The sequence below is a fragment of the Serratia sp. GW822-FHT06E05 genome, from assembly GCF_058799445.1.
This window is the reverse complement of sequence record NZ_JBXALM010000001.1, coordinates 418,198-442,064: the sequence shown is the minus strand read 5'-3', so window position 1 is coordinate 442,064 and position 23,867 is coordinate 418,198. Positions and strand designations below refer to the sequence as shown.

Genomic DNA, 23,867 nt, shown 5'->3' with positions numbered 1-23,867 from the left:
TGCCTCCCTGATGAAAAGGAGGCATGAAACGCTAGGCGCTGCGCAACTGTTGTTGGCGCTCAAGCTGCTGGTTGAAATGCGCGGGGGCCCAATCCGCCTGCAGCGCCTGCATCAGCAACTGCTGCTGGGTCTGCGGAGCCAGTCCGGCCAGCGGCGGATCGCTGTCCAGATTGGTGGGGAAAGAGTAGCCGTCTGCCGCCGCCGCGACGGTCGCCGCCAACTCCGCACCCAGCAGTTCTCCTGCTTGATAGCGTCGCAGCAACGCCGGATAGATCTGCTGCAGCAGGCGCAAGCGGTTCACGGTTTCCATCGGCTTGCCGAATGCCGATGAGACCTGCAACAGATTGGCGATGCGCACATGGTCGCGGGTGACATTGTTGCCCGCAGCATGGAACAGCGCCGGGTTAAAGAACAGCGTGTCTCCCAGCTCCAGCGGCAGCTGTACGGCATGTTGCTGGAAATAGTCGATAAACTCCGGACGTCGCCAGGCCAGGTACCCGCCGGGATACTGGTGTGAGAACGGCAGTAATTGGGTTGGGCCGGACTCCAGCGGCATCGCAGAATGCGCCACCGCACCTTGCAGCGTCAGATACTGGGACAGCAGTTGCAACGGCAACGGAAAACGTTGTACGTCCTGATTTTCCTGAAAGCCCAGATGGTAGTCACGGTGCGGTTGCTGTGCTTTGCCCCCAGGGCGCACTACGTTGACCTGCGCCGTCATTTGATACCAGAGGCCGAGCCAGGCTTCGCTGACCAACGCCAGCACAGGGTTGGCGTAGTAATCAATAAAAGCATCGGGATCGTGCTGGGCGGCCTTTTGCAGCGAATTCCAGATGCGGCCGTTATTGCCGGCGGCAGAGAAGTGATCGCCTGCGTTCCCTCTGGCGGCCTCCTCCTGGAAAATGGCTTCGAAAACCCGGTTATGGCGCTCTATGATGCTCTTGTCGGGATAGGTATTTTTAATCACCAGCACGCCGGGGCCGGTGGAAAGCGCCCGGTGCAGCTCACTCAATACCGAGGTTTTATCGGTTTGCGCACGCTCAATCAACGTGGCGGCGTGATAAATCAGCACGTTTTTTTGCGCGTCGGCCGCCAGTGGATAGTCACTCAATGTGAGCGACTGCTCACATGTCTGGCCAAAGTCATCAACCGAAAGCCGGTCAGGCTGTAAAAAAAGAGTTTCAGTCATGATGTGCTCCCGAGTTCAGGCTCAGCGGGTGGTCCGGTTTAGGTGAGCCGCCATCGCCGCAGCCAATCACCCCCTGATCGAAGTCGACAACCGCGCCGGTCATCATTCCGGACTCCTCAGACAGCAAGAACGCCACCGCACGCGCCACTTCCCGTGGTTTCAACAAGCGCCCAAACGGCTGTTGCCGTTCCGCCTGCGCTAACCAATTCTCATCGGCGTCGTGATACTGGCGCTGAATTTCATGCTCATGTGGCGTGTCCATCCAGCCGATATTCAGGCCGTTTACCCGGATTCGGTTGCGCATGGCGCTGAAGGCGACGTTTTTGGTCAGGGTGATCAGTGCGCCTTTTGACGCGGCATAAGGCGCGAGAAACGACTGACCCCCGTGCGCAGTAATGGTAATGATGTTAACGATGGCACCCGCAACCTGATGCTTGATCATCACTTTGATGGCTTCCTGCATCAGGAAGAAGGGCGCGCGAATATTGACGGCGAAAATGGCGTCAAACAGCTCTGGCGTGGTGTCGATTATGGTACCGCGGTCGGACATGCCGGCGCAGTTAACCAACCCATGCAGGGTACCGAAAGCGTTTTCCGCTTCGGCAATGACGTTGCGGCAGGCTGCCGGATCGGCAATGTCAGCGGTGACGAATCGGGCATCGCAGCCGGTAGCGCGTAACTTCTCTGCCTGGGCGGCCCCCGCTTTCTGATTGCGGCCGCAAAGCATCAGCCCGGCGGCTCCGCGCTCGGCCAGCAGTTGTGCCACCGCAGCGCCTAGCCCCTGGGTTGCTCCCGTCACCACGTAATAGTTTCCGGAAAACATAGTGTTTACATTCTCGTGCATTGCATCAGCCTCAGATAATTTTTGATATTGAAAATCAATCGGTTGTTTTTATCTTCATCTTGCTATTGCTAACCCTAGCATCTACATTTTGTTAACAAAACCTCACTGAAACCTCAAAAAGACCTCAATTTGGTGGCGTCATGAAATTCTCTATCAAGCAAATTGCCGCGCAGGCGGGCGTCAGCAAGGCAACGGTCGATCGCGCGCTGCATCAGCGGGGCAAGGTGCATCAACAAACCTTGCGGCGTATTGAGCAGGCGTTGCAGGATTTGGAAAATCAGCAGCGCAGCGGCCTGGCCAGCGGCCGTACGCTGCCGATTGACGTGGTGATGCACACGCCGCAGCGTTTCAGTCAGTTGGTTACGGATGCACTGTGTAGCCAGTTGAGTGCTTTTGTGCCGTTTCGCATTACGCTGCGCTTTCATATTTTCGAACAGATCGGTACCGCTGAATTGCAGCAGGTGCTCGAGCGCTGCCGTAGCCAGGGCTCCTACGGGGTGATCCTGAAGGTGAGCGATGAGCAATTGCTCAATGACAGCGTCGGTTTGTTGCAGCAGCAGGGCATACCGGTGGTGACCATAGTGACCGATCTGCCACAAAGTCGGCGCATCAGCTATATCGGCATGGATAACCGAGCCGCCGGTCGTACAGCGGCTTATCTGATGGCACGCTGGTTACCGCCCCAGCCGCAGCGGGTGGCAGTGGTGATCAGCAGCCAGGGTTTTCGCGGCGAAGAAGAAAGAGAGAGTGGATTCCGTCAATGGCTGCGGGAAAGGGCACCGCACCTGAGCGTGGTGGACATTAGCGGCGGCCTGGGGGTGTATGCACCGACTCTGGCACGAGTGACAGAAACGTTGCGCTGTCATCCGGATATTCACGCGGTTTACAGCGTCGGTGGCGGGAACTCCGCGATTGTTGAGGCGTTCAGCCGGCAACAGCGGCCGCTGGCGGCGTTTATTGGTCACGATTTGGATCAGGAGAATCGCCAACTGCTGGCACAAGAGCGGATTGATGCGGTGATCGACCACGATTTACAACGGGACGCGCGCAATGCCTTCCAGGCCATTTTGCAATACCACGGCTTTGTTCCCGGCAATATCATCACGCATGCCTTTTCAAGGGTTAGCGTGGTGACGCCGTTTAATCTTTCAATGGTCGACGAACCCTCTGCCGGTGTTTAACGCCGAAGGTTTTTGCCACCGGCGAACCGGTGGCGAAGGGGGGAAATCAGCCTGGTGACGGGCTCTTTTTAACAGCAATAGGTTATTAAATCTCTTTATTGATGATATCGGCAACGCGCAGGGCAATGGCATAGCCGGTTAAGGTTGGATTCACCACGGTAGAGCTGGGGTGGACGCTGGTGCTGGTGATAAAGAGATTGGCATGATCGAAGGAGCGGCACTCGTGGTTGACCACCGAGTCCCGTGGATCACTGCCCATAATAGTGGTGCCCATGATATGGGAACTGGGTACCCATGCCTGGATGTCATTTAGCACTTCAGTGGCGCCAAATAACGCCTTGAACTGCTCATAGTCTTGATAAAGTTGGCCCATGGCGTTCAGGGTGTATTCATGTGCGATGTCGTAATTGATACGCGGCGTCGGCAAATTAAGCGCATCGCGCTTATTGCTCAAAGTGACGCGGTTCGCGGGATCGGGTAATACCTCGACGTAGGACGCAATTTTCAGGTAGCGTGCGCTGTTGTGACGAATAAGACGATCCAGCTCAGGGCCGACGATACCCTGGTCCAGCAAACGCTTGGTGATCAACTCGTTAGGGACGGTATTATCGAGAAAGTGGCGGATTGCCGCATGCTGGTGTCGCAGCGGCGTGTCGCGCCAGGTGTTGATGCTTCCCTGCTGCGTCGGACCACGACCTGCCCAAACGGGATCTTTCGCCAGCATGGCGATAGCCCGCCCAGTATGACCCATCATGTTACGTCCGACCTGATCCGACGAGTTGCCTATGTCCGACATCAGCATCAATTTCGGTGTTTCGACTCCATGGGCAGCCAGCACGAAATAGCGAGCCGTGAGGCGCGTACTTTCCCCCTGCGGATTCTTATAGTGCACGGCGACGATTTTGTTGTCCGGGCCTTTTTCGATACGGTAAACCACCGCATTCACCCGCAGCTTTGCCCCCCGATGCTCTGCCCAAACGACCGGCTTATCGCCAGAGAACTGCGCACCGATCGGGCAGATAGGGGCACAGTTGTTGTTACCCGCGCATATTGGTCGCCCTTGATAGGGGCGGGTCGCACGTGCATTGGGTTCATCGACGAAGTGGTGATGGGCACTGGAGACTTTTTCCGCTACCTGCTGGGTCAGATAGGTCCAGGGTTGCATCGCCATGGGATAAGGTTTGGAGCGTGGGGGATAGGGTTCTTCACCATGGCCACGCTGGTCATCGGTATCGGAGCCGCTCACGCCAATTTCTTCTTCGGCCAATTGGTACCAGGGTTCCAGCGTGTCGTAGTCAATAGGCCAGTCACGACCGTGCCCATAGAGCGTTTTTAATTTGAAGTCTGCAGGCAGATTACGCCAGGTTGCCCCGCCCCAGTGCCAGGTGGTTCCCCCAACCAGACGCAAGAAGGAAGGCTTTTGGGTAATATTGCCCACGCTCTCAATATAGTCGTCAGAATACTTGCCGGTCGCCGATTTGGGCGCCCAGGGCAGGTCTGGGTAAGGGCCGTTATAATCTGATTTATTCCCATATTGGCGAAATGCTTCAAGGATTTCCGCACGCTTAACGCGGGGGCCCGCTTCTAAAATGATGACGGATCTTCCTTGCCTGGCAAGGCTGTTCGCAATAGCACCGCCTAAAATACCGGCACCCACGACGATAATGTCGCAATCATATTCAATGGCCATATTTGCTCACTAATGATCTTCAATTTTCTAAATTTGGCGTGGCTATCCAGTAATTGGGTCGCGCGCGAATATAGGTAGGGATCACGGTCACATCACTCGTTGCCTGGAACATCAAGGCTTTCTCGTAATTCACTACTACGGCCTGGCGGCCACGCCCTACATTACCGGTATAAAAGCTCTCTATAATTAGCAGTGCTAATTTCCGATTTTCATCCTCTGCGGGCAGGGCAGAAATAAAGGATTGCACATCGGGGGCACCACTATCGCTTATCCTTTTTTCCAACATGCCGAGCCTGTCGCCAAACTTCTCGGTATGGGACGCCATGGTTGAATACATGGCAGCGGTAAATGCCGGATCGAGGTTCTGTCGGAGGGTCAGCCACTGAGCCAACTGATTAAAAAGCCCCTCTGTGTGTTTGTCATCGAGCCGTTTTAGCGGGGTTGAAACGGCATTGACCGACAGAAAGGCAGCCCCCGCGATGAGGGTACTTTTCAGCAGATGGCGACGAGAAAAGCCGTAGCTCGCTTTACTTTTGCTCTCTTTTTTCATTGCACGACGTCCTCATTGCTGGAACCACGCAGTTTTTCAACCTGATCGGGGGTGACGTTGAGTGCATGTCCGCCGAAGCTTTCCACCAGATATTCAGCCAGTTGAGCGATTTGTTGATTGCTCAACTGATCTGAGAACGCGGGCATAAAGTAGTGGTCCTTACCGTTGTTCACGTTGGCGCCGTGTAGAATGACCTGAATCAGGTTGTTGGCGTCGTTCGCGCCGATCACGCTGTTGCCGAGCATTGAAGGGTAATAACCGTCCGTTGTGCCGGCACCTTCTCTGCCATGGCAGCTTGCACAATTGTTCAGATAAATGTTGGCGCCCGGCATTTCGTCGTTCGGCCTCGGCTGCACCTGAGATGAGCGCGGTCGGGTCTGTTCATCACCTACGGCCTGTATGTCTTTCAAATACCCTGCAATGGCGTTCAGGTCCGCATCATTCATTTTGCTGAAGCTGTGGGTAATGGCTTCCGCCATGGAACCGGCTGCCTGAGCTTTAAAGGGGACATTGCCTGTTTTCAGATATTGAACGATCTCTTGCTGTGTCCAGCTACCGATACCTGATGCTTTGTCGCTGGTGATGTTAAACGCCTCCCAGCCGCCAATCTTGGCGCCGGCCAGGAAGCCTTTCTGGCTTTCGTCATAGGCTTTTTCTTGCATGCCCAATCCGCGGGGGGTGTGGCAAGAGCCGCAGTGTGCGGCGCCTTGCACCAAATAAGCGCCACGGTTCCACTCTGGGCTGCGGTCTGATTTGTATTGATAAGCCCCTTTCTCCAGAAATAGAGTATTCCAGGCCATCAGCGGCCAGCGCAGGGTAAGGGGCCAAGAGAAGTCAGGCTTTTTATTCGGTTGGTTAACAGGCTCAACGCCATGCATAAAATAGGCATACAGGTTGGCAATGTCTTCGTCCGTTAACTTGGTGTAAGAGGGGAATGGCATTGCCGGATAAAGATTTGAACCATCACGTCTAATCCCTTCCCGTAATACCTTCTTAAAATCTTCCAATGTATATTCGCCAATGCCGTAGGTTTTATCTGGCGTGATGTTGGTGGAGTAAATATTGCCCATGGGCAATGGCATAGCCAACCCCCCGCTAAAAGGCTTGCCACCCGACGCGGTATGGCAGGCCACACAGTCTGAAGCAATGGCTAAATATCGGCCTTTGTGCTGTGCAAAATCACTCTCTGCGTCAGCAGTTTGCGCGTAACTCAATGAAGAATATAAAGGCATCACGACGACCAGGAAACGGGTCAGCCTCTTTATACTCCAATGAGTTTTTTTATTACTCATCTTTGTTTTCCAAACCAAAATGGTGATATATAGCGTTAAGATACAAAAAATACTGTAACGGTTTAGTATTCAATGTATTGATCTGCAGCCGCTAATGTCAACGGTTATGTCTGTCGTTCAGCATTAATTGTTAATTTTTAGTGGGATGTAAATGGCGGAGTCAGATTGGGGAGTTTTGGGATAAAGCGCCTTGGGTTCAGGCGCTTTTGACGTATGTTTATGCCACCGGGCGCCGCCATAACCCAGCAAACCGGCCCGGTTTGGCAAACATCACCAGATTGCCAAGCAGGATCAGGCACAGGCCTATCACCGCATTGGTGTGCCACTGATAGCCTTCATACAGGGTTGAAATGGTCAGTGCCACCAGAGGAAACAGCAGGGTGCTGTAGGCAGCCGCCCCGGCGCCGATCCGCCCCAGCAGGCTGAAATAGGCCGCAAAGGCAATCACCGAGCCGAAAATCGCCAGATACAGCAACGAGCCGATGTAACGGGTGCTGAACTCAATCTGGAATGAGGCGCCCTGGGCCAACGCAATCAGCGCCATCAGGATTGCGCCGTAGCTCATGGCATAGGTATTGGTGGAAAGAATGTCCAGCCCATGCCGCTGGTGGCGGGAGCTGATCATATTCCCCAAAGAGAAGCCGTAGGTGCCAAGAGCGCTCAGCCCGATGCCTTTCAACAGGTCCGGCGCCATTTGCGTTGCCACCAGATCTTGCCAGAACAGGGCGACGATCCCGGTCAGGCCCAGCACCGCTGCCGGTAACAGATTGGGGCTAGGGCGCTGGCGAAAGAAAATAATGCCGTTAACGGCATTGAACAGCACTGCCATCGAGAAAATCACCGATTCCAGCCCGCTGCTGATGTAGGCTGCGGCATGGTAAAAACAGTAGAAGTTAAAACCGAAAACGCAGCAGCCTTGCAGGACGCAAAACAGATGGTCGCGCAGGGCGATACGGCGCAGGCGTCGTGCCAATAAAAGAATGACGAGCATCACTACTGCGGAAACCACAAAACGGTAACTGATGGAAACGGGAATGGCCACCGGGCCTTCCTGCTGCAGGGTAATGGCAATCCAGGTGGTGCCCCAAATCAGCACCACGGCAAGGTACAACAGCACGTTCATAATTAACTCCGGCAAAATGGGTAGGCTCAGTATCCGCCGCTGCACGGCGCCGCGCTTTCAGCGCTTTGCGAGCAATTGCATATTCTTGCGCTTTTTTTGTCAAAAGCGCGTGCTGATGGCTGGTATGGCACCGCGCCACTCTCTAAACTGGAAAGATTGAGCAAAGCGGGGTCGGTAATGTCCAGATACAAGGCGTTTGAAACGCTGCGGGAACATAAAGCGCAGTTGCACGACAGTGTGCGATTAAGCTGCGGCGTGGAGCTGGCCGCCTGGTCCAACTGTGACGACCGTATTACCCAGGAAAGCGCGGAGCACCATACTCTGAGCCTGTACGTCGCCGACGGTTACGAGTGCTATCAAAAAGTGCCCGGAGGGTGGAGAAACGGCGGCGGACCTGACCGTTTCTGCATTATGCCGCGCCAGTATGAGTCCACCTGGGACGTGCGCAGCGATCTGTCTTTCGTCCACCTTTACTGTACCGATAAGCACCTGCGTCAGGTGGCGGAACAAATCTGGGATCGCAGCCCTGCGTCGATAAATCTGGTGCCCAACGCGTTTGCCGAAGACCCGCAAATCACCTTGCTGTATCGCCAGTTTCTACTCAGTTGCAACTGGCAGGAACGGGCCAATCAGCTGTCCCTCAGCAGTGCCACAACGCTGCTGATGACCTGTCTGGTTCAGCGCTACAGTGAACTGCAATGGACGCTGCCGCAGGTCCGTGGCGGTCTGGCCCCGGCCGTTGCCAAACGGGTGAAAGAGTATATCGAGCAGCATCTGGATCTGCCGCTGGTATTGGCCGATTTGGCCGCGCAGGCGGGGCTGAGCGAGTTCCACTTCGCCCGTATGTTCAAACATGACACCGGTCTGGCGCCGCATCAGTTTGTCATGCGCGCACGGCTACAGCAGGCAGAGCAGTTGCTTTGCCACAGTCAGTTGCCGCTGACGCAGATAGCGCTGGAGTGCGGTTTCAGCTCAGCCAGTCATTTCAGCAATCGCTTCAAAGTGGCCTATGGATGTTCCCCAACGCAGCGGCGTCAGGGGCGTTAACCTCAACAGGAGAGAACATGGAACAGCAGTTCGCAGGACTGGGCGTGTTGTTTGTCGCCGGATTTGGGCCTATTACCCAACAAACAGAGCACAGCAAGGCATTTTACGTCGATGCCCTGGGGCTGCCGTTGAAGCCGATGGAAGGCAATGCCGATTATCTGCTGAGCGAGCACGGCGCGCTGGAAGGCGTGAAGCACTTTGCTCTCTGGCCGCTGGCGCAGGCCGCGCAGTCGTGTTTTGGCAGCGATCAATGGCCGACAGACCTGCCGGTGCCGCAAGCCTGGATGGAATTTGACGTCGCTGATATGGCGCTGGCAACTCAGGGGTTGATTGACCGTGGCTACCGTCTGCTGGTTGCCAATTGCGAAGAGCCTTGGGGCCAGAGTGTCACACGGTTGCTCAGCCCTGAAGGGCTATTGATTGGCGTTACCTTTACCCCTTGGTTGCGTGATTGATTTTCACTGGTCTAATTCCCTCGCCGCTGGTGGGGGATATATCGTTTTTTAGAAAAATTTATTATTAGCTTATTCAAAACCCTAACCGATAAATCTATTGTTCTCGAGCTCTTCATTTGATTGGTGATAGTTATTCCTGTCAGTTAGATAAAAACATCATCCATAGATCGTTATTTCCTTTCTTTAGAGGCCTAAATAAAATTAGGGTGCTCATAATTACACGCTAAGGAAAATTAAATAGAGATAATTCTTATATTCCACACCCATCGCTAAAATAATAATGATTCTCGTTTTCAACCAAGGAAAGGAAGAGGGAACTATGGGCAAATTAGCAAGGGTAGGGATGACAACATTAATATCCCTGGGAATGACGATGATATTACCTACGGCAATGGCGGAGAATATCAATATGCCAAATAAGGATGTTACGGCCCAGCAAACGCAGCCGTCGTTTATCGCGGCCGGAAAAGTTGTGCAGGTTACTTTCGGCGATTTTGCCTTCAAACTGGATTTCACCGACGACAAAACCATGACTTTTACGGGGGTTGGCGCGGCCTCTCAGGGCGTTACCGACACCGTTCAGTATACGGCGGTTGAGATACGTCCCAAGGTCTACATGGTTTACTGGAGCGAACCCAAGTCCGGCGATAATGTCACTCATGTCGAGGATTTTCAGCGGGGTGAGGTCTACACCAATATCGCCAGTAAGGATGGGACTTTCACCCATCTGAAAGGGCAATTGAAAATCATAGGTCACTCAGGAAAATAAAGGAGCTACAATGAAAAAGGTATTTATCCCTTTGGTTATCGTCGGCAGTATGCTGGCCAATTACCCTGCATTGGCGGTTAAAAACAGCGAGCCTCATAAAGTCGCTGGAAATAAAAACATTCAGGATCAAAAGAAATTAAAGGTAGTGGAAGATCTGTACGCCGGTTTCTTTAATAAGCATGATATCAGCGTGGCGCAGCGGCTGATAGTGGAAAACTACAAGCAACATAATCCGTTTGTTGGCGATGGCATTAAACCGTTCCTGGATTTCTTCAGCCAGAATTTTAAAGATAATCCACAGTTCAGCGCGAAAATATACCGCAGTGCAGTGAGCGGCGACCTGGTGTATGTCCACGTATTGTATAAAAACAATCCACAAGACCGCGGTACCGCCAGCGTGGATATTTATCGGGTGAACAATCAGGGAAAAATCACCGAACACTGGGACGTCAATCAGGAAGTGCCGGAGAAATCGGCCAACGACAACACCATGTTCTAACGCTACAGGGCCGCTCCGGCGGCCCTGTTACTCATCTGCGCCCATTCTCGACCTGTTTGAACTGCCTGCGTACCTGTAAGCAATTGAGCAGCACCAACACCGCCGTGACGGCAAACACCCAGCGGAACCCCAGCAGCGCCGAAACCCCAGAACCAATCAACGGACCGACCACGTTGCCAAGATACATAAACGACTGGTTATAGCCGAAGATACGGCCGGTGACCTGATCGGAAGAGTACTTCAACAACAGCGTCTGTACCGCAGGCATCAGGGCACCGTCGGCAAAGCCCAGCAGAAAACGCAGGATCCCCAACTGGAGCGGTGTTTCCACCCAGGCCATGATGGCGAACAGCAGGGTGGTTAGCCCCAGCGCCGCCAGCAGAATGCGTGCGGTGCCAATACGATCGCCCAGCCGGCCGAGGCGTGGTGCGGAAATCAACGCCGCCACCCCAGGCACGGCGGCAATCATGCCGCTAATAAAGGCGATATTACCGCTATCACCTGACAACTCTTTAATAAACAGCGTCAGTATCGGGCTGATGGAGGAGTTGGCAAGTTGGATCATCAGGGTGCTGATAAACAGCGTTACAATCAGCGCAGGATAGGGCAGCGACTGGAAAACGGCCTTGCCGCTCAATCGGTCGGCTTTTTTTACCTCGATACGCCGCTCTTTTATCAGGAACAAGGTAATCAAAAAGCTGACGAACATCAGCCCAGCGGTAACGAAAAACACCACGCGCAACCCCAAGTGGTCCGCCATCAGTCCGCCGAGCAGCGGGCCGGCGATCACTCCGGAAATTTGACCGGTGGACAAGGTGCCCAGCGCCCAACCGCTTTTATCGCGCGGCACCTGCGAGGCAACCAGCGCCATTGCATTGGGGATATAGCCGGAGGTCAGGCCCATCAACGCACGCAGCGCAAACAGCTGATAAACGTTAGTGACCATGCCCTGCAGTGCAATGACAATAGCCATGCCCAGCGAGGCGCGCAACAGCATCAGCTTGCGGCCTTTGCGGTCCGCCAGACTGCCCCACAGCGGCGACACCAGTGCAGACACCAAAAAAGTGCCGCTGAACACCAGGCCCGACCAAATGCTGAGCGACTGGTGACCGCTGACGCCGAGCTGTTCGACGTACAGCGGCAGAAAAGGGAGGATTTGGCTCATTGCCAGCCCGGTGAAGAAACAGCCGAGCCAGACCGAAATCAGATTGAGTTTCCACGCTTCCATCAGCTTGTCGTACCACTTTGAATTAGGAGGGAATTATTGAGCAAGATAATAATAACACCGGTTACCAGGGCATGCCGGATGAAATAAGTGAACAAAAGTAAAACCTGCCGGTTGGCGGATGGCTCTGTAACGGCAATATCCCGCGCTATGGCGCCGTAATGCTACTGTAAAATGATCACCGGTAACGCAAGATTGCCGGTTGCCATCGGCGATGCCGTCATGGTGCTATAGCAAGGAATCAGCATTGTTCAGGAGACGCGGGAAATGACGTTTACGCTGCGAGAGATGGGGGCGGCCGATGTTGCGCCCGCACATCTACTGTCGCAAAAAATACAGTGGCCGCATCGGCTGGAAGATTGGCAGCAAGCGTGGTCATTGGGTGGCGGGGTGATCGCTGAAGTCGAGGGAGACGTGGTTGGCTGCGCCCTGCGCTGGCTATGGGGCGACCAACGGGCCACGCTAGGGTTGGTGATTGTTGCAGAGCAATGTCGTGGGCAAGGTATCGCCAGAGCCATGTTACAGCAGATGATAGCGCCTTTGCCCGACTATCAGCTTCATCTGGTAGCGACCGATCAAGGCAAACCGCTGTACCAAAAATTGGGGTTTATCGATCAGGGATTACTGGCGCAGCACCAATGCCGGGAGATGCCGGCAGGCCATACCGCACCTTTGCCCAAGGGGGCAAGTTTACGGCCGGCCTTGCCGCAGGATCTTGCCACCCTGGTTGAGCTGGATTTGGCCGCCAGCGGCCTCAGCCGCCAACCCCTGTTGGCCGCAATGTTGGCAAGCGCCGAACAGGCTTTGGTGCTGGAGCAGCAGGGGATTGCCGTCGGATTTGCCTTCCGCCGTCGTTTTGGTCACGGCAACATGATCGGCCCGGTGGTTGCGCCTGAGCTAACGGGGGCCATTGCCATGGTTGACGCCTTATGCCTGCCTTGTCAGGGCGAGTTTGTGCGGGTGGATACTCCCCTGGCCAGCGGCCTCAGCCCTTGGCTGGCCGAGCGCGGTTTACCCTGCGTCGATACGCCGACCATTATGGTGCGTGGCGTGCCCCATAGACCGGATTGCGACGTTGCACTGACATTTTCACTGGTTTCGCAAGCCTGGTCATAAAATTGAAATTAAGGGTTCAGGGTGGTGCATCGCCCGATGCATTGCCCAAATGTTGTGCAATAGTTATCAACTGATGACTATGTTGTAACCGCAGGTTTTTGTCGTTCCTGCGCCGCCGTACGCCGTCGCGCGTGAAATTTCCCCAGTAATCCGCAATTGGCACAGGCCATGCATTGTCATCATCTCGCTTTGTTATCTGAGTAACAAAGTGGGGTTTGGTGACAACTCAACAACAGCGGGCGAACTATGGCAGAGCATCCAGATGTGATGGCACAAATAGAAGCGTCATTTGCGGTGCAAACCCCCACCGGGAAACGCATTGCCGGATATCTGCTGGCCAATTTGCCGCAGGTGCCATTTGAGACCGCCGACAGCATTGCTCGTAGCACCGCGACCAGCGGTATTTCGGTCGGGCGCTACCTGCGCAGCCTGGGTTACCGCAACCTTGAGGACTTAAAGCGCACCTTGCGCGAGCAGGGTACGGCTTTGCGTCAACCCTGGGGCGTGACCGATCGCCTGGGGGCTTACCGCCGCCGGCGCGAACAGCCGCAACCCCAAAAATTACGTCAGTCATTAACGCTGGAGCTGGAAGCGATCGAACACGTTTACCAATTGGCCGGCGGCGAAGCCTTTGCGCAGGTCAGCCGTCAGTTGGCGCAGGCGGAAGCGGTGTTTGTCGTGGGCATACAGTCTACGCGCGGCATTGCCAATGCCTTTTACAGCCATCTGGAATATCTGCGGCCCAAGGTCTATTACGCGGACGGGTTATCCGGCACCTATGTGGAGTCGCTAAATTCGGAATTCAGTGCGCCATACCTGGTGCTGACGGACACGCGCGCGTATTCGACCATCGCACAAAAATACTGCCAGGCGGCCTGTGCGCGTGGGCTGCGGCTGGCGCTGATTACCGATATTTACTGCCCCTGGGCTCGGGATTACCCGATCGACCTGCTGCAGGTAAAAACCGACACCGGTCAGTTTTGGGATTCGCTGGCCCCGCTCAGTTGCCTGTTCAACCTGCTGCTGTCTTCGGTGCTGGAACAGGGCGGTACAGCGGTCGAGCAACGGCTGGCAAGCAACCGAATGCTGCAAAAAGAGCTGGGGCAATTTGAATCTTAACCGTATGGGAAAACGCAATGAGTGACAATGTAACATTAACCGATCTGGCCGAGGCCTTCCCTGGTCTGCCGATTGAGTTGAAATATGCCGGCGCCGACAACCTGACGGGCCGGGCGATTTATCGCGAGAGCCGCTGCCTGCTGCATCCTGATGCGGTGCAGGGGCTGACGCGTTGCCTGCTGGCGGCGCGGCTGGCCGGTTTTTCCCTACTGGTGTTTGACGCTTATCGACCGCAGCAGGCGCAGGCATTGCTGTGGCAAGCCTGTCCGGATCCGCAATATGTCACCAGCACCTTGACCGGATCGCATCATAGCCGGGGTGTCGCGATCGACGTGACGCTTTTGGACGCCGAGGGTATCGCTCTGGATATGGGCACCGGCTTTGATGAAATGAGCGAAAAATCACACCCGTTTTATCCCGATTTCCCTCCGGAGGTGCAGCGCAACCGGCTGCTGCTGAATGCGGTGATGGCCGCCGGAGGTTTTCGCGGGATCGCCAGCGAATGGTGGCACTTCGAGCTGCCCAACGCCGGGGATTATCCGCTGCTGGCCGATCGCTTCGGCTGTTTTTCTTACGACTAAAACAACACACATTCAACGCATCAGGAGCTTTGTTTATGAATCAGATCAAATACGCCGCTCTGGCGGCTGCAGTGACGTTGGGCCTGACGGTAGCCGGGCCGGTACAGGCGGCGGTGCCCAAAGACATGCTGGTGATTGGCAAAGCGGCCGATCCGCAAACGCTGGATCCGGCGGTGACTATCGATAACAACGACTGGACGGTGACCTACCCGGCCTATCAGCGACTGGTGCAGTACAAGACCGAAGGCGGAAAAGGTTCGACCCAGGTGGAGGGTGAGCTGGCCGACAGCTGGACCAGTTCAGACGACCAACTGGTCTGGACCTTTAAGCTAAAACCCGGCAACAAGTTTGATGACGGTTCGGACGTGAACGCCGAGGCGGTCAAATGGTCGTTCGAGCGTCTGATGAAGATTGGTCAGGGGCCGTCAGAGGCCTTCCCGAAAGACCTGCAGGTCACGGTGGTGGATCCGCTGACGGTGCGTTTCACTCTGAAAACGCCGTTTGCGCCGTTCCTGTACACCTTGGCCAATGACGGTGCCGGCATCGTTAATCCGGCGATTGCCAAGGCGAATCCGGCAGACGAGGGCAAGGCCTGGCTGGCGAACCATAGTGCCGGTTCTGGGGCGTACAAACTGGATCGCTGGCAGAAGGGCCAGCAGTTGGTGCTGGTGCCTAACCCGCATTACAGCGGTGCCAAACCGGCGTTTAAACGCGTCACGGTGAAAATCATCGGCGAAAGCGCCACCCGCCGTCTGCAACTGACCCGAGGCGACCTGGATATTGCCGAATCGCTGCCGATTGACCAGCTCACGGCGCTGAAAAGTGAAAACAAGGTTGCGGTCAACGAGTACCCGTCGCTACGGGTGACCTATTTGTACCTTAACAACGGCAAAGCGCCGCTTAACCAGGTGGATCTGCGTCGCGCCATCTCTTACGCCGTGGATTATCAGGGCATGGTGAAGGGCATTCTCGGGGGCAACGGCAAACAGATGCGCGGCCCGATCCCGGAAGGCATGTGGGGCTATGACGCCAATGCCCAGCAGTACAGTCAGGATGCGGACAAGGCCAAGGCAGCACTGGCGGCGGTGAAAGACAAACCCGCTTCGCTGAACTTCCTGTATTCGATCAGTGACCCTAACTGGGAGGCGATTGCGCTGTCGGTGCAGGCGAGCCTGGCGACGGTCGGCCTCAACGTCAAACTGGAGAAGCTGGCTAACGCCACCATGCGGGATCGCATCGGTCAGGGCAATTACGATATCGCCATCGGCAACTGGAGCCCGGATTTCGCCGACCCCTATATGTTCATGAACTACTGGTTTGAATCCGACAAGAAAGGGCTGCCGGGCAACCGGTCGTTCTACAGCGATCCGCAGGTGGATGCCCTGTTGAAGAAAGCGGTATCGGTGTCCGATCAGCAGGTTCGCACCGCGGATTACCAGGCGGCGCAGAAAATCGTCATCGACCAGGCGGCCTACGTCTATCTGTTCCAGAAAAACTATCAGGTGGCGATGAACAAAGAGGTGAAGGGCTTTGTGTATAACCCGATGCTGGAGCAGGTGTTCAACGTTGGGCAGATGAGCAAGTAATTTTTTTCGGGCAGCCGTTTGGCTGCCCCTGCACCATGGGAAACCGCTATGAACGTTTGGAGCCTTATCCGTCAGCGCTGCTGGGGGTTGGTGCTGGTGATGTTCGGGGTGTGCGTGATCACCTTTACCATCTCGCACCTGATCCCCGGCGATCCGGCGCGCCTGCTGGCCGGTGACCGCGCCAGCGAGGAAATCGTCCAGCATATTCGCCAACAGCTGGGGCTGGACCAGCCGCTGTATGTGCAATTTGGCCGCTACGTGCTTGATTTGCTGCATGGCGATTTGGGGACTTCCATTCGCACCGGGCGGCCGGTGCTGGAAGATCTGCGCGCCTTCTTTCCCGCCACGCTAGAGCTGGCTTTTTGCGCTTTACTGCTGGCGATCGCGTTTGGTGTCCCGCTTGGGGTGGTGTCGGCAGTGTATCGTAATAAATGGCCCGATCATCTGGTGCGGCTGTTGTCGGTGACCGGCATCTCCACCCCGGCGTTCTGGCTGGGGTTGGGGGTGATTATCCTGTTCTACGGGCAACTGAATCTATTGCCCGGCGGCGGCAGACTGGACGACTGGCTGGATCCTCCCACCCACATCACCGGGTTTTACCTGCTGGACTCCTTGCTGACCGGCAACGGCGAGGCGTTCTGGAACAGCCTGCAACACCTGATCCTGCCGGCGCTGACGTTAGCCTTTGTTCATCTTGGGGTAGTGGCGCGCCAAATCCGCTCGGCGATGCTTGAACAATTGGGGGAAGACTATATCCGCACGGCCCGTGCCAACGGCCTTTCGCACTGGCGAGTGGTGCTTGGGCATGCGTTGCCCAACGCGTTGATCCCCTCGGTGACGGTGTTGGGGCTGGCTTTGGGGGACTTACTCTATGGCGCGGTGCTGACCGAAACGGTCTTCGCCTGGCCGGGCATGGGCGCTTACGTGGTGGATTCCATTCAGGCGCTGGACTTTCCGGCGGTGATGGGGTTTGCCGTGGTGGTCTCTTTTGCCTACGTGATGGTTAATTTGATCGTCGATCTGCTCTACCTGTGGATCGACCCAAGAATGGGGCGCGAGGGATAATGACAATGACTCAAATCGAACAACCACCGATCGCGGAACCCGTATTGCGCTATCTTAGCCTGCGCCGCGCCTGGTACCGGGTTCGGCGGAGTCCGCTGACGCTGCTGGGTGCCGCCATCATGATAGCCGTGCTGTTCCTGATGCTGTTCTCGCCGTGGCTGGTGCCGCATAACCCGGACGCCATTGACCTAACCGCGCGCTTACTGCCGCCTTCGCCCGAGCACTTGTTCGGTACCGACGAAGTGGGCAGGGACCTGTTCAGCCGAGTCCTGGTTGGCAGCCGTCAATCGGTGGCCGCCGGGCTGGCGGTGGTGGTTTTAGCGGGGAGCATTGGCTCGCTGCTCGGCTGTTTCTCCGGCGTGATGGGCGGTACGGTTGATGCGTTAATTATGCGCTGCATGGATATCATGCTGTCGGTGCCGTCGCTGGTGCTGACCATGGCGCTGGCGGCGGCGTTGGGCCCCAGTTTGTTCAACGCCATGTTGGCGATTGCCGTAGTGCGCATTCCTTTCTACGTGCGGCTGGCGCGCGGCCAAACGTTAACGCTGCGTCATCAGGCGTATATGCAAGCGGCGCGCACCTTTGGCGCTTCGCGCTGGCATCTGATTGGCTGGCACGTGCTGCGCAATGTGATGCCGCCGTTGGTGGTGCAGGCGTCGCTGGATATCGGTACCGCAATCCTGATGGCGGCTACGCTGGGCTTCATCGGCCTGGGTGCCCAGCAACCGACCGCCGAATGGGGCGCTATGGTGGCCAATGGACGCAACTATGTGCTCGACCAATGGTGGTATTCGGCCTTTCCCGGCACGGCGATCCTGATCACCGCCACCGGTTTCAACCTGTTCGGCGACGGTCTGCGCGACCTGCTGGATCCTAAAACCCGGGGGCGCTGATGAGTGAAACCACCGTTTTATCAATCGATGAATTGCAGCTGGAGTTTCCGGTTTACGGCGGCAGCGTCAAGGCGCTCAATCGCGTTTCGTTGCAGGTCAAGGCGGGTGAAATCGTCGGCGTGGTGGGCGAGTCCGGCTCCGGCAAGTCGGTCACTGCGATGATGACGTTACGGCTGCTGGCGGAAGAGGGTTACCGCGTGACCGGCGGTTCGCTGGAGATGCTGGGCACCGACGTGCTTAACGCCAGCGAGCGGCAAATGCGCCAGTTGCGCGGTGCGCGGGTGTCGATGATTTTTCAGGAACCCATGAGTGCGCTTAATCCAACGCGCAAGATCGGCCGCCAGATGTGCGAGGTGATCCGCCTGCACCAGCGACTTTCCGCCTCGGCGGCTCGCGACAAGGCGATTCAGCTGTTACAGGAAATGCAGATTGCCGATGCACCGCGGGTGATGGAGCGATATCCGTTTGAGTTGTCCGGCGGTATGCGCCAACGGGTGCTGATTGCCATGGCATTTTCCTGCGAACCGGAACTGATCATCGCCGACGAACCCACCACTGCGCTGGACGTCACGGTCCAGCGTCAGGTGTTGCGTTTGCTACAGCAGAAGGCGCGAGCCAGCGGCACGGCGGTGCTATTTATCACTCACGATATGGCTGTGGTGTCGCAACTTTGCGACCGGGTGTATGTGATGTACGCAGGACACGTGATTGAGAGTGGCGCAACCGCCAATGTGATTGAGCATCCCAGTCATCCGTACTCCATTGGGTTATTGCTGGCGGCGCCGGAGCGTGCCGAACCGCGCAGCCTGCTGCAGGCTATCCCCGGTACGGTGCCCAACCTGAGCGCGTTACCGCCAGGCTGCGCTTTCAGCAACCGTTGCCGCCATGCTGACGCTCAGTGTCGGCATACGCCAAGACTTACGCCATTGGTGGCAGAGCCGAGCCAAAGGGTAGCCTGTTGGCATCCGCAGTCTGTCGATTTGGAGATGCAAAATGAACGTTGAGGCACTGCTGGAACTGCGCGACGTGCGATTACGTTTCCCCGCCAGCTATAACTGGCGCGGCAAGCCGCGAGAGTATGTTCATGCGCTCAATGGGTTGGATCTGAACATTATGCGCGGCGAAACCTTGGGCATCGTTGGCGAGTCCGGCTGCGGCAAAAGCACCCTGGCGCAGTTGCTGATGGGGTTGTTGAAGCCCAGCAGCGGCGAGCTGCTGCGGGCGCGCAATGCCGGCTCCTGGTTTGGCAGCGGCATGCAAATGGTGTTTCAGGATCCGCAGTCATCGCTCGATCCGCGCCTGCCGGTATGGCGAATTATCACCGAGCCGGTGTACGTGCAGCAACACAACAGCGTGGCGGAACGACGGGCGCAGGCGGCGGAGTTGGCTCAGCAGGTGGGACTGCGGCCGGAGGCGATTGACCGGTTGCCGCACGAGTTTTCCGGCGGACAGCGACAGCGTATTTCCATTGCACGCGCACTGTCGTCACAGCCGGACATCATCGTGCTGGACGAACCTACTTCGGCGCTGGATATTTCGGTGCAGGCGCAGATCCTCAATTTACTGGTGGAACTGCAACGCCAGCGCAACCTGACTTATGTGCTGATCTCGCATAACGTCTCGGTGATCCAGCACATGAGCGATCGGGTAGCGGTGATGTATCTGGGGCAGATTGTCGAATTGGGGCCGACCGCGCAGGTGTTGCGCCAGCCGCAGCACCCTTACACCCGGTTGCTGCTGGATTCGGTGCCCCGTACCGGCCGTTCACTGAGCGACAGCACAATTGAAGACCGCAAAGGGGAATTACCGGGCAACCGGCAGTTGCCGCAGGGCTGCTTTTTTCGCGAACGTTGCCCTTACGCCGGCGAGGGGTGCCAGCGACCGCAAAGTTTGAGAGTCAACTTGGGCGGCACGGCGGTGCGTTGCCATAAGGTAGGATGACGGCGATACGCTCAGCGGATAATGCCGCGCGTCGAGCGTGTGAAGAAGTCGAGGAACAGGCGTAGCAATGGGTATTCCACGCTCAGGTGGATAACCTCTTGCCGTAAATCCTCCAACGCCATCGACCGGTGATACAGCATATCGTAGAGAGCGTGAATAACTCGCTGTTGTTGCGGATCGGCGGCCAGAAAAGCCAGCGCTGCCAGATGCAGGCCGTCAGGTTTGGCGCGATGGCCGCCGGCCTGAACAAAGGGCGGCAGATCCTGCACCAGCAGGGCACCGTCGGCAACTTTTGCATGGGCACCGATAATGCAAAATTGGTGTACCGCGCACCGGGCGCCGACCCATGCAGCATCGCCCATCTCAACATGCCCGGCCAGGCCGCTGTGCTCGCCGACGTAAGCACCGTTTCCGATGACGCAGTCGTGGGCAACATGCACATTATCTCGCAGGTGATTGTCGTTACCGATGACGGTGCGCTGGCGCCCCTGTACTGTACCGCGATGTAGGGTGGCGTAATGGCCTATACGGTTACGATCGCCAATGATTAACGAGGTCGGTTCATCGGCATACTTCAAATCCTGGCCGGCTTCGCCGATCGAAGAAAACGAGCCGAAAACGTTGTCGCGGCCGATACGGGTCAGGCCGTTAATTACCGAGTGCGAGGCAACAGTGGTGCCTTCGCCTATCTCAACCCCGGCGGAGATGACGCAAAAAGGCCCGATACGCACGTGCGCACCGATCATCGCGCCGGGCGCGATCAGGCTGTTGTCTGCAATAAGGGCAGAGGGAGAAATCATCACGTTTCCTGATGGCGGCGCGTGGCTATCCATCAGCCAGGCCAGTCATCGGTTAATTATTAAGCCGGATTCTGGATTAATTGGGGGAAACAGGAACGCGTGGGCAGGAAGTTTGCCTTCCGGTCGGTGTGACAAGGTTTGTCTGCGGCCAGCATAAGCCGGTATTTGCCTCAGACCGCTACCTTATATTTTATTTATTTTGTGAACCTTTGGGTAATAACGGGATGTTACCACCGGCGATTTCAACCCTTTGCTCTGCAGGGCTGAAAATGGTCAGGCTGACAACGGTCAATTCCGTCGCCAGCGAATGCCATAACTCAGGGCAGTGGCCAATCGGTAGGGGTGTTACTGACGACCTCGACATACATGTCCCAGGCGTGGGACCAGAATTGCGTAAAGCCTTCCTGACTGAAGCTAATGCCCATCAGGCCCATCACGAACCAGCAGGTGGTGAACAACCCGAGGCTGCTGAACATAAATGCCATGCCGTTGCGGCTGGTCTTACGGCAAACGACGTTTAGCTGGCTGGCCATAAACATCATAACGGCGCTAAGCAACTCCCAGCGCATCATAATAAAACCTGTGGCAATGGCACTCATCGAACGGGATCCTTGGTGATAAAGCTGCTCCCGGCGAGCGGCCGGAAGGTCAGGGCAATGGGTGAAATAGTGTGATCTGTGTCACATTGTAGCACTGGGATAAATCGCTGCTCAATCCCTGAGCGGGAGAAAAATCGGCATTTGGTAACATTCCAACATGCTGAAACATTTATGCCATTTCATTAGCAACCTTTTAATGGGGAGCGCAAACCAATAACGCTATGCTTGCCGACTTTTCACTGCCCTGATTTATCTTGGGAAAATGTGACGTCTGACAGGTAACTCGCCACGTATGGCCCTATTAAAAGATAAAATTCGCGACCATTCCGCCGAAGAAATGTTGTTTATACGCCGCGCCGGCGTGGCAATGGTGTTGGTTGTCGCCTGTTTTGGCGTGTTGATCCTCAACCTGTACCGCCTGCAGGTAAAACAGCATGCGTTCTACCAGACGCGATCCAATCAAAACGACATCAAGATGGTGCCGATTGCCCCCAGTCGCGGGCTGATTTTCGACCGCAACGGCATTCCGCTGGTGCGTAACATTACGCTGTATCAGATCCAGATTATCCCCAGCAAAATCGACAATATGACTGCGCTGCTGCAGGCGCTGACGCCGATTGTCGATCTGACCCCCGAAGACATCGCCGCTTTTCGCGATGACATGCACCACAATGGCCGCTACAAGCCGGTTACCTTGAAAAGCGGGCTGACGGAAACCGAGGTGGCGCGCTTCGCGGTCAATCAATACCGTTTTGACGGGGTGACGATTGACACCTATCAGCAGCGGGAATATCCCTACGGTGCCGAACTGGCCCACGTGGTGGGTTACGTGTCTAAAATCAACGATGGCGATTTGAAGCGGCTGGACAAGGCGGGCCTCAGCGAGAACTATGCCGCCGACCACAATATCGGCAAGCAGGGCATCGAGGCTTATTATGAGTCAGAGTTGCATGGCACCACCGGTTATCAGGAAGTCGAAGTGGATAACCACGGTCGCGTGATACGCCTGCTGAAAGAACAACCGCCACAGGCGGGCAAAAACATTTACCTGACGCTCGATCTGCCGCTGCAGCAATATATCGAATCAGTGCTTAAAGGGCAGCGGGCGGCAGTGGTGGTGGAAGACCCGCGCGACGGTGGCATTTTGGCCATGGTCTCCAGCCCCAGTTACGATCCCAACCCTTTTGTGAAAGGCATCAGCTATCCCGCGTATAAAGCTCTGCTGAGCAACCCCGATCTGCCGCTGATTAACCGCGTCACGCAAGGGCTCTACCCACCGGCATCCACGGTGAAGCCTTACATGGCCACGTCCGCGCTGTTTGCCGGAGTGATCACCCCCAACACCACCTTCTTTGGCGCGCCGACCTGGACCTTACCGGGTACCCAGCGCCGTTATCGTGACTGGCTTAAAACCGGGCATGGCATGCTGAACGTGACCAAGGCGATAGAGGAGTCCGCCGATACCTTCTTTTATCAGGTGGCGTTTGAAATGGGCATTGACCGTATTCACAGCTGGCTAAGCCAGTTTGGTTACGGTCAGGCGACCGGGATTGACCTTAACGAAGAGTATCGCGGCGTGCTGCCAAGCCGCGAATGGAAACAGCGGGTGCATAAAAAAGCCTGGTATCAGGGGGACACCATCTCGGTAGGCATCGGCCAGGGATATTGGGTGGCTACGCCGATCCAGATGGTGAAGGCGTTAACGACGCTGATCAACAACGGCAAGGTGAAAGCGCCCCATTTGTTGTACTCCATGCGGCAGGGCAACCTGGTGAGTCGCTACCAGCCACCGGTAGAGAGTGCACAGATTGGTGATGCCAAATCGCCGTACTGGGGCATCGTTCGCAATGGCATGTACGGCATGGCCAATCTGCCAAACGGCACCGGTTATAAGCTGTTCCATACTGCGCCGTATCAGATTGCCGCCAAGTCCGGGACTTCACAAGTGTTTGGTCTGAAAGAGAATCAGACTTATAACGCCAAAATGATCCCGGTACGGCTGCGCGACCATATTTTCTATACGTTGTTCGCGCCTTATAAAAATCCGCGGGTGGCGATGGCATTAATTCTGGAAAACGGCGGCGGTGACGGTGTGGTCGCGGGGCCGACGGCCCGGGCGATCCTCGACCATATTTTTGACCCGGCCAACGCCCCGCAGCCTGAGGTTAACCAGAAAGTTAAACCGGAGTTAAACGACAGCGCGGATGTGCAACAGTAAACGCGTTTGTTTTTACTTTCTTACAAACTGCAATCTTCTAACTATTTCTGTCAGGGTAGACTGAAATAATCACATAACTTTAATA

General features: G+C 56.0%; 23 protein-coding genes. 14 read left to right on the top strand and 9 right to left on the bottom strand.

Annotated elements, in window-relative coordinates:
- Positions 1–31: 31 nt before the first annotated feature.
- Entirely contained in the window at positions 32–1,189 is a 1,158-nt protein-coding gene (locus AC1RKC_RS01960; RefSeq protein ID WP_493092190.1) for a phytanoyl-CoA dioxygenase family protein, read from the bottom strand.
- Positions 1,182–2,012: an SDR family oxidoreductase gene (locus AC1RKC_RS01955; protein ID WP_493092191.1), complete on the bottom strand. Its 831-nt coding sequence runs from the start codon at positions 2,010–2,012 to the stop codon at positions 1,182–1,184. Before AC1RKC_RS01955 ends, AC1RKC_RS01960 begins: the two co-directional genes overlap by 8 nt.
- Before the next feature lie 161 nt (positions 2,013–2,173).
- Here AC1RKC_RS01955 and AC1RKC_RS01950 point away from each other — a divergent pair, with 161 nt between their 5' ends.
- Positions 2,174–3,214, top strand: a complete 1,041-nt coding sequence (locus tag AC1RKC_RS01950) for a LacI family DNA-binding transcriptional regulator (RefSeq protein WP_262255417.1) — start codon at positions 2,174–2,176, stop codon at positions 3,212–3,214.
- Positions 3,215–3,299: 85 nt separating this feature from the next.
- On the opposite strand, the gene AC1RKC_RS01945 is transcribed toward AC1RKC_RS01950, so the two are convergent.
- The 4 genes from AC1RKC_RS01945 to AC1RKC_RS01930 form a co-directional block, all read right to left on the bottom strand.
- Positions 3,300–4,904, bottom strand: a complete 1,605-nt coding sequence (locus tag AC1RKC_RS01945; RefSeq protein ID WP_174574187.1) for a GMC family oxidoreductase — start codon at positions 4,902–4,904, stop codon at positions 3,300–3,302.
- Positions 4,905–4,923: 19 nt separating this feature from the next.
- Positions 4,924–5,454, bottom strand: a complete 531-nt coding sequence (locus tag AC1RKC_RS01940; protein WP_410529401.1) for a sugar dehydrogenase complex small subunit — start codon at positions 5,452–5,454, stop codon at positions 4,924–4,926.
- Positions 5,451–6,746: a cytochrome c gene (locus AC1RKC_RS01935; protein WP_130015709.1), complete on the bottom strand. Its 1,296-nt coding sequence runs from the start codon at positions 6,744–6,746 to the stop codon at positions 5,451–5,453. The genes AC1RKC_RS01940 and AC1RKC_RS01935 overlap by 4 nt, the downstream gene beginning before the upstream one ends.
- A gap of 217 nt (positions 6,747–6,963) precedes the next feature.
- Complete coding sequence (locus tag AC1RKC_RS01930; RefSeq protein ID WP_020826815.1) at positions 6,964–7,869, bottom strand: DMT family transporter; 906 nt, start codon at positions 7,867–7,869, stop codon at positions 6,964–6,966.
- A 177-nt stretch (positions 7,870–8,046) separates the two neighbouring features.
- On the opposite strand from AC1RKC_RS01930, the gene AC1RKC_RS01925 reads away from it, so the two are divergent.
- The 4 genes from AC1RKC_RS01925 (at position 8,047) to AC1RKC_RS01910 (ending at position 10,639) form a co-directional block, all read left to right on the top strand.
- Positions 8,047–8,916, top strand: coding sequence for a helix-turn-helix domain-containing protein (locus tag AC1RKC_RS01925; protein WP_020826816.1), 870 nt, complete (start codon positions 8,047–8,049; stop codon positions 8,914–8,916).
- 17 nt (positions 8,917–8,933) lie between these two features.
- Complete coding sequence (locus tag AC1RKC_RS01920) at positions 8,934–9,371, top strand: VOC family protein (protein ID WP_493092192.1); 438 nt, start codon at positions 8,934–8,936, stop codon at positions 9,369–9,371.
- A 319-nt stretch (positions 9,372–9,690) separates the two neighbouring features.
- The gene (locus AC1RKC_RS01915; protein ID WP_020826818.1) at positions 9,691–10,140 is read left to right on the top strand and encodes a MoaF-related domain-containing protein; all 450 of its coding nucleotides are present in this window, start codon (positions 9,691–9,693) and stop codon (positions 10,138–10,140) included.
- Positions 10,141–10,150: 10 nt separating this feature from the next.
- The gene (locus AC1RKC_RS01910) at positions 10,151–10,639 is read left to right on the top strand and encodes a nuclear transport factor 2 family protein (RefSeq protein WP_020826819.1); all 489 of its coding nucleotides are present in this window, start codon (positions 10,151–10,153) and stop codon (positions 10,637–10,639) included.
- Positions 10,640–10,670: 31 nt separating this feature from the next.
- Here the strand turns inward: AC1RKC_RS01910 and AC1RKC_RS01905 are convergent, their stop codons facing one another.
- Positions 10,671–11,867 (bottom strand): multidrug efflux MFS transporter, encoded by a 1,197-nt coding sequence (locus tag AC1RKC_RS01905; RefSeq protein ID WP_122079281.1) that lies wholly within the window; start codon positions 11,865–11,867, stop codon positions 10,671–10,673.
- Positions 11,868–12,131: 264 nt separating this feature from the next.
- On the opposite strand from AC1RKC_RS01905, the gene AC1RKC_RS01900 reads away from it, so the two are divergent.
- The 8 genes from AC1RKC_RS01900 (at position 12,132) to AC1RKC_RS01865 (ending at position 20,165) form a co-directional block, all read left to right on the top strand.
- Positions 12,132–12,980 carry a GNAT family N-acetyltransferase gene (locus AC1RKC_RS01900; protein WP_493092193.1) on the top strand — a complete coding sequence of 283 codons (849 nt, stop codon included), beginning with the start codon at positions 12,132–12,134 and terminating at the stop codon, positions 12,978–12,980.
- A gap of 246 nt (positions 12,981–13,226) precedes the next feature.
- Positions 13,227–14,099, top strand: a complete 873-nt coding sequence (locus AC1RKC_RS01895) for a MurR/RpiR family transcriptional regulator (protein WP_129982883.1) — start codon at positions 13,227–13,229, stop codon at positions 14,097–14,099.
- A 17-nt stretch (positions 14,100–14,116) separates the two neighbouring features.
- On the top strand, positions 14,117–14,680 hold the full coding sequence (gene ddpX, locus AC1RKC_RS01890) for a D-alanyl-D-alanine dipeptidase (protein WP_046373595.1): 564 nt from the start codon (positions 14,117–14,119) through the stop codon (positions 14,678–14,680).
- A 35-nt stretch (positions 14,681–14,715) separates the two neighbouring features.
- A complete protein-coding gene (locus AC1RKC_RS01885; RefSeq protein ID WP_115058858.1) occupies positions 14,716–16,266 on the top strand; it encodes an ABC transporter substrate-binding protein in 1,551 nt (516 codons plus the stop codon).
- A 48-nt stretch (positions 16,267–16,314) separates the two neighbouring features.
- Positions 16,315–17,331, top strand: coding sequence for an ABC transporter permease (locus AC1RKC_RS01880; RefSeq protein ID WP_044550981.1), 1,017 nt, complete (start codon positions 16,315–16,317; stop codon positions 17,329–17,331).
- A 5-nt stretch (positions 17,332–17,336) separates the two neighbouring features.
- Positions 17,337–18,224 carry a D,D-dipeptide ABC transporter permease gene (gene ddpC, locus AC1RKC_RS01875; RefSeq protein ID WP_234530247.1) on the top strand — a complete coding sequence of 296 codons (888 nt, stop codon included), beginning with the start codon at positions 17,337–17,339 and terminating at the stop codon, positions 18,222–18,224.
- On the top strand, positions 18,224–19,228 hold the full coding sequence (locus AC1RKC_RS01870; RefSeq protein ID WP_234530249.1) for an ABC transporter ATP-binding protein: 1,005 nt from the start codon (positions 18,224–18,226) through the stop codon (positions 19,226–19,228). The genes ddpC and AC1RKC_RS01870 overlap by 1 nt, the downstream gene beginning before the upstream one ends.
- Entirely contained in the window at positions 19,218–20,165 is a 948-nt protein-coding gene (locus tag AC1RKC_RS01865; RefSeq protein WP_048759009.1) for an oligopeptide/dipeptide ABC transporter ATP-binding protein, read from the top strand. The genes AC1RKC_RS01870 and AC1RKC_RS01865 overlap by 11 nt, the downstream gene beginning before the upstream one ends.
- Positions 20,166–20,176: 11 nt before the next feature.
- On the opposite strand, the gene lpxA is transcribed toward AC1RKC_RS01865, so the two are convergent.
- Together lpxA and AC1RKC_RS01855 are read right to left on the bottom strand one after the other, a co-directional pair.
- Positions 20,177–20,965, bottom strand: a complete 789-nt coding sequence (gene lpxA / locus AC1RKC_RS01860) for an acyl-ACP--UDP-N-acetylglucosamine O-acyltransferase (protein ID WP_197820869.1) — start codon at positions 20,963–20,965, stop codon at positions 20,177–20,179.
- Positions 20,966–21,282: 317 nt separating this feature from the next.
- Entirely contained in the window at positions 21,283–21,564 is a 282-nt protein-coding gene (locus AC1RKC_RS01855; RefSeq protein WP_020826830.1) for a YjcB family protein, read from the bottom strand.
- A gap of 292 nt (positions 21,565–21,856) precedes the next feature.
- Here AC1RKC_RS01855 and mrdA point away from each other — a divergent pair, with 292 nt between their 5' ends.
- Entirely contained in the window at positions 21,857–23,782 is a 1,926-nt protein-coding gene (mrdA, locus tag AC1RKC_RS01850; RefSeq protein ID WP_165801829.1) for a penicillin-binding protein 2, read from the top strand.
- The last annotated feature ends 85 nt before the right edge of the window (positions 23,783–23,867 follow it).

Bases quoted from the DNA above. Each gene is read 5' to 3' on its own strand.
- AC1RKC_RS01905 (WP_122079281.1), bottom strand. From the start codon at position 11,867: ATGGAAGCGTGGAAACTCAATCTGATTTCGGTCTGGCTCGGCTGTTTC.
- AC1RKC_RS01865 (WP_048759009.1), top strand. From the start codon at position 19,218: ATGAACGTTGAGGCACTGCTGGAACTGCGCGACGTGCGATTACGTTTC.
- AC1RKC_RS01910 (WP_020826819.1), top strand. From the start codon at position 10,151: ATGAAAAAGGTATTTATCCCTTTGGTTATCGTCGGCAGTATGCTGGCC.
- AC1RKC_RS01885 (WP_115058858.1), top strand. From the start codon at position 14,716: ATGAATCAGATCAAATACGCCGCTCTGGCGGCTGCAGTGACGTTGGGC.
- AC1RKC_RS01955 (WP_493092191.1), bottom strand. From the start codon at position 2,012: ATGTTTTCCGGAAACTATTACGTGGTGACGGGAGCAACCCAGGGGCTA.
- AC1RKC_RS01870 (WP_234530249.1), top strand. From the start codon at position 18,224: ATGAGTGAAACCACCGTTTTATCAATCGATGAATTGCAGCTGGAGTTT.
- AC1RKC_RS01930 (WP_020826815.1), bottom strand. From the start codon at position 7,869: ATGAACGTGCTGTTGTACCTTGCCGTGGTGCTGATTTGGGGCACCACC.
- lpxA (WP_197820869.1), bottom strand. From the start codon at position 20,965: ATGATTTCTCCCTCTGCCCTTATTGCAGACAACAGCCTGATCGCGCCC.
- AC1RKC_RS01920 (WP_493092192.1), top strand. From the start codon at position 8,934: ATGGAACAGCAGTTCGCAGGACTGGGCGTGTTGTTTGTCGCCGGATTT.
- AC1RKC_RS01895 (WP_129982883.1), top strand. From the start codon at position 13,227: ATGGCAGAGCATCCAGATGTGATGGCACAAATAGAAGCGTCATTTGCG.
- AC1RKC_RS01960 (WP_493092190.1), bottom strand. From the start codon at position 1,189: ATGACTGAAACTCTTTTTTTACAGCCTGACCGGCTTTCGGTTGATGAC.
- AC1RKC_RS01935 (WP_130015709.1), bottom strand. From the start codon at position 6,746: ATGAGTAATAAAAAAACTCATTGGAGTATAAAGAGGCTGACCCGTTTC.
- ddpC (WP_234530247.1), top strand. From the start codon at position 17,337: ATGACTCAAATCGAACAACCACCGATCGCGGAACCCGTATTGCGCTAT.
- AC1RKC_RS01915 (WP_020826818.1), top strand. From the start codon at position 9,691: ATGGGCAAATTAGCAAGGGTAGGGATGACAACATTAATATCCCTGGGA.
- mrdA (WP_165801829.1), top strand. From the start codon at position 21,857: ATGGCCCTATTAAAAGATAAAATTCGCGACCATTCCGCCGAAGAAATG.
- AC1RKC_RS01945 (WP_174574187.1), bottom strand. From the start codon at position 4,904: ATGGCCATTGAATATGATTGCGACATTATCGTCGTGGGTGCCGGTATT.
- AC1RKC_RS01880 (WP_044550981.1), top strand. From the start codon at position 16,315: ATGAACGTTTGGAGCCTTATCCGTCAGCGCTGCTGGGGGTTGGTGCTG.
- AC1RKC_RS01950 (WP_262255417.1), top strand. From the start codon at position 2,174: ATGAAATTCTCTATCAAGCAAATTGCCGCGCAGGCGGGCGTCAGCAAG.
- ddpX (WP_046373595.1), top strand. From the start codon at position 14,117: ATGAGTGACAATGTAACATTAACCGATCTGGCCGAGGCCTTCCCTGGT.
- AC1RKC_RS01940 (WP_410529401.1), bottom strand. From the start codon at position 5,454: ATGAAAAAAGAGAGCAAAAGTAAAGCGAGCTACGGCTTTTCTCGTCGC.
- AC1RKC_RS01855 (WP_020826830.1), bottom strand. From the start codon at position 21,564: ATGAGTGCCATTGCCACAGGTTTTATTATGATGCGCTGGGAGTTGCTT.
- AC1RKC_RS01925 (WP_020826816.1), top strand. From the start codon at position 8,047: ATGTCCAGATACAAGGCGTTTGAAACGCTGCGGGAACATAAAGCGCAG.
- AC1RKC_RS01900 (WP_493092193.1), top strand. From the start codon at position 12,132: ATGACGTTTACGCTGCGAGAGATGGGGGCGGCCGATGTTGCGCCCGCA.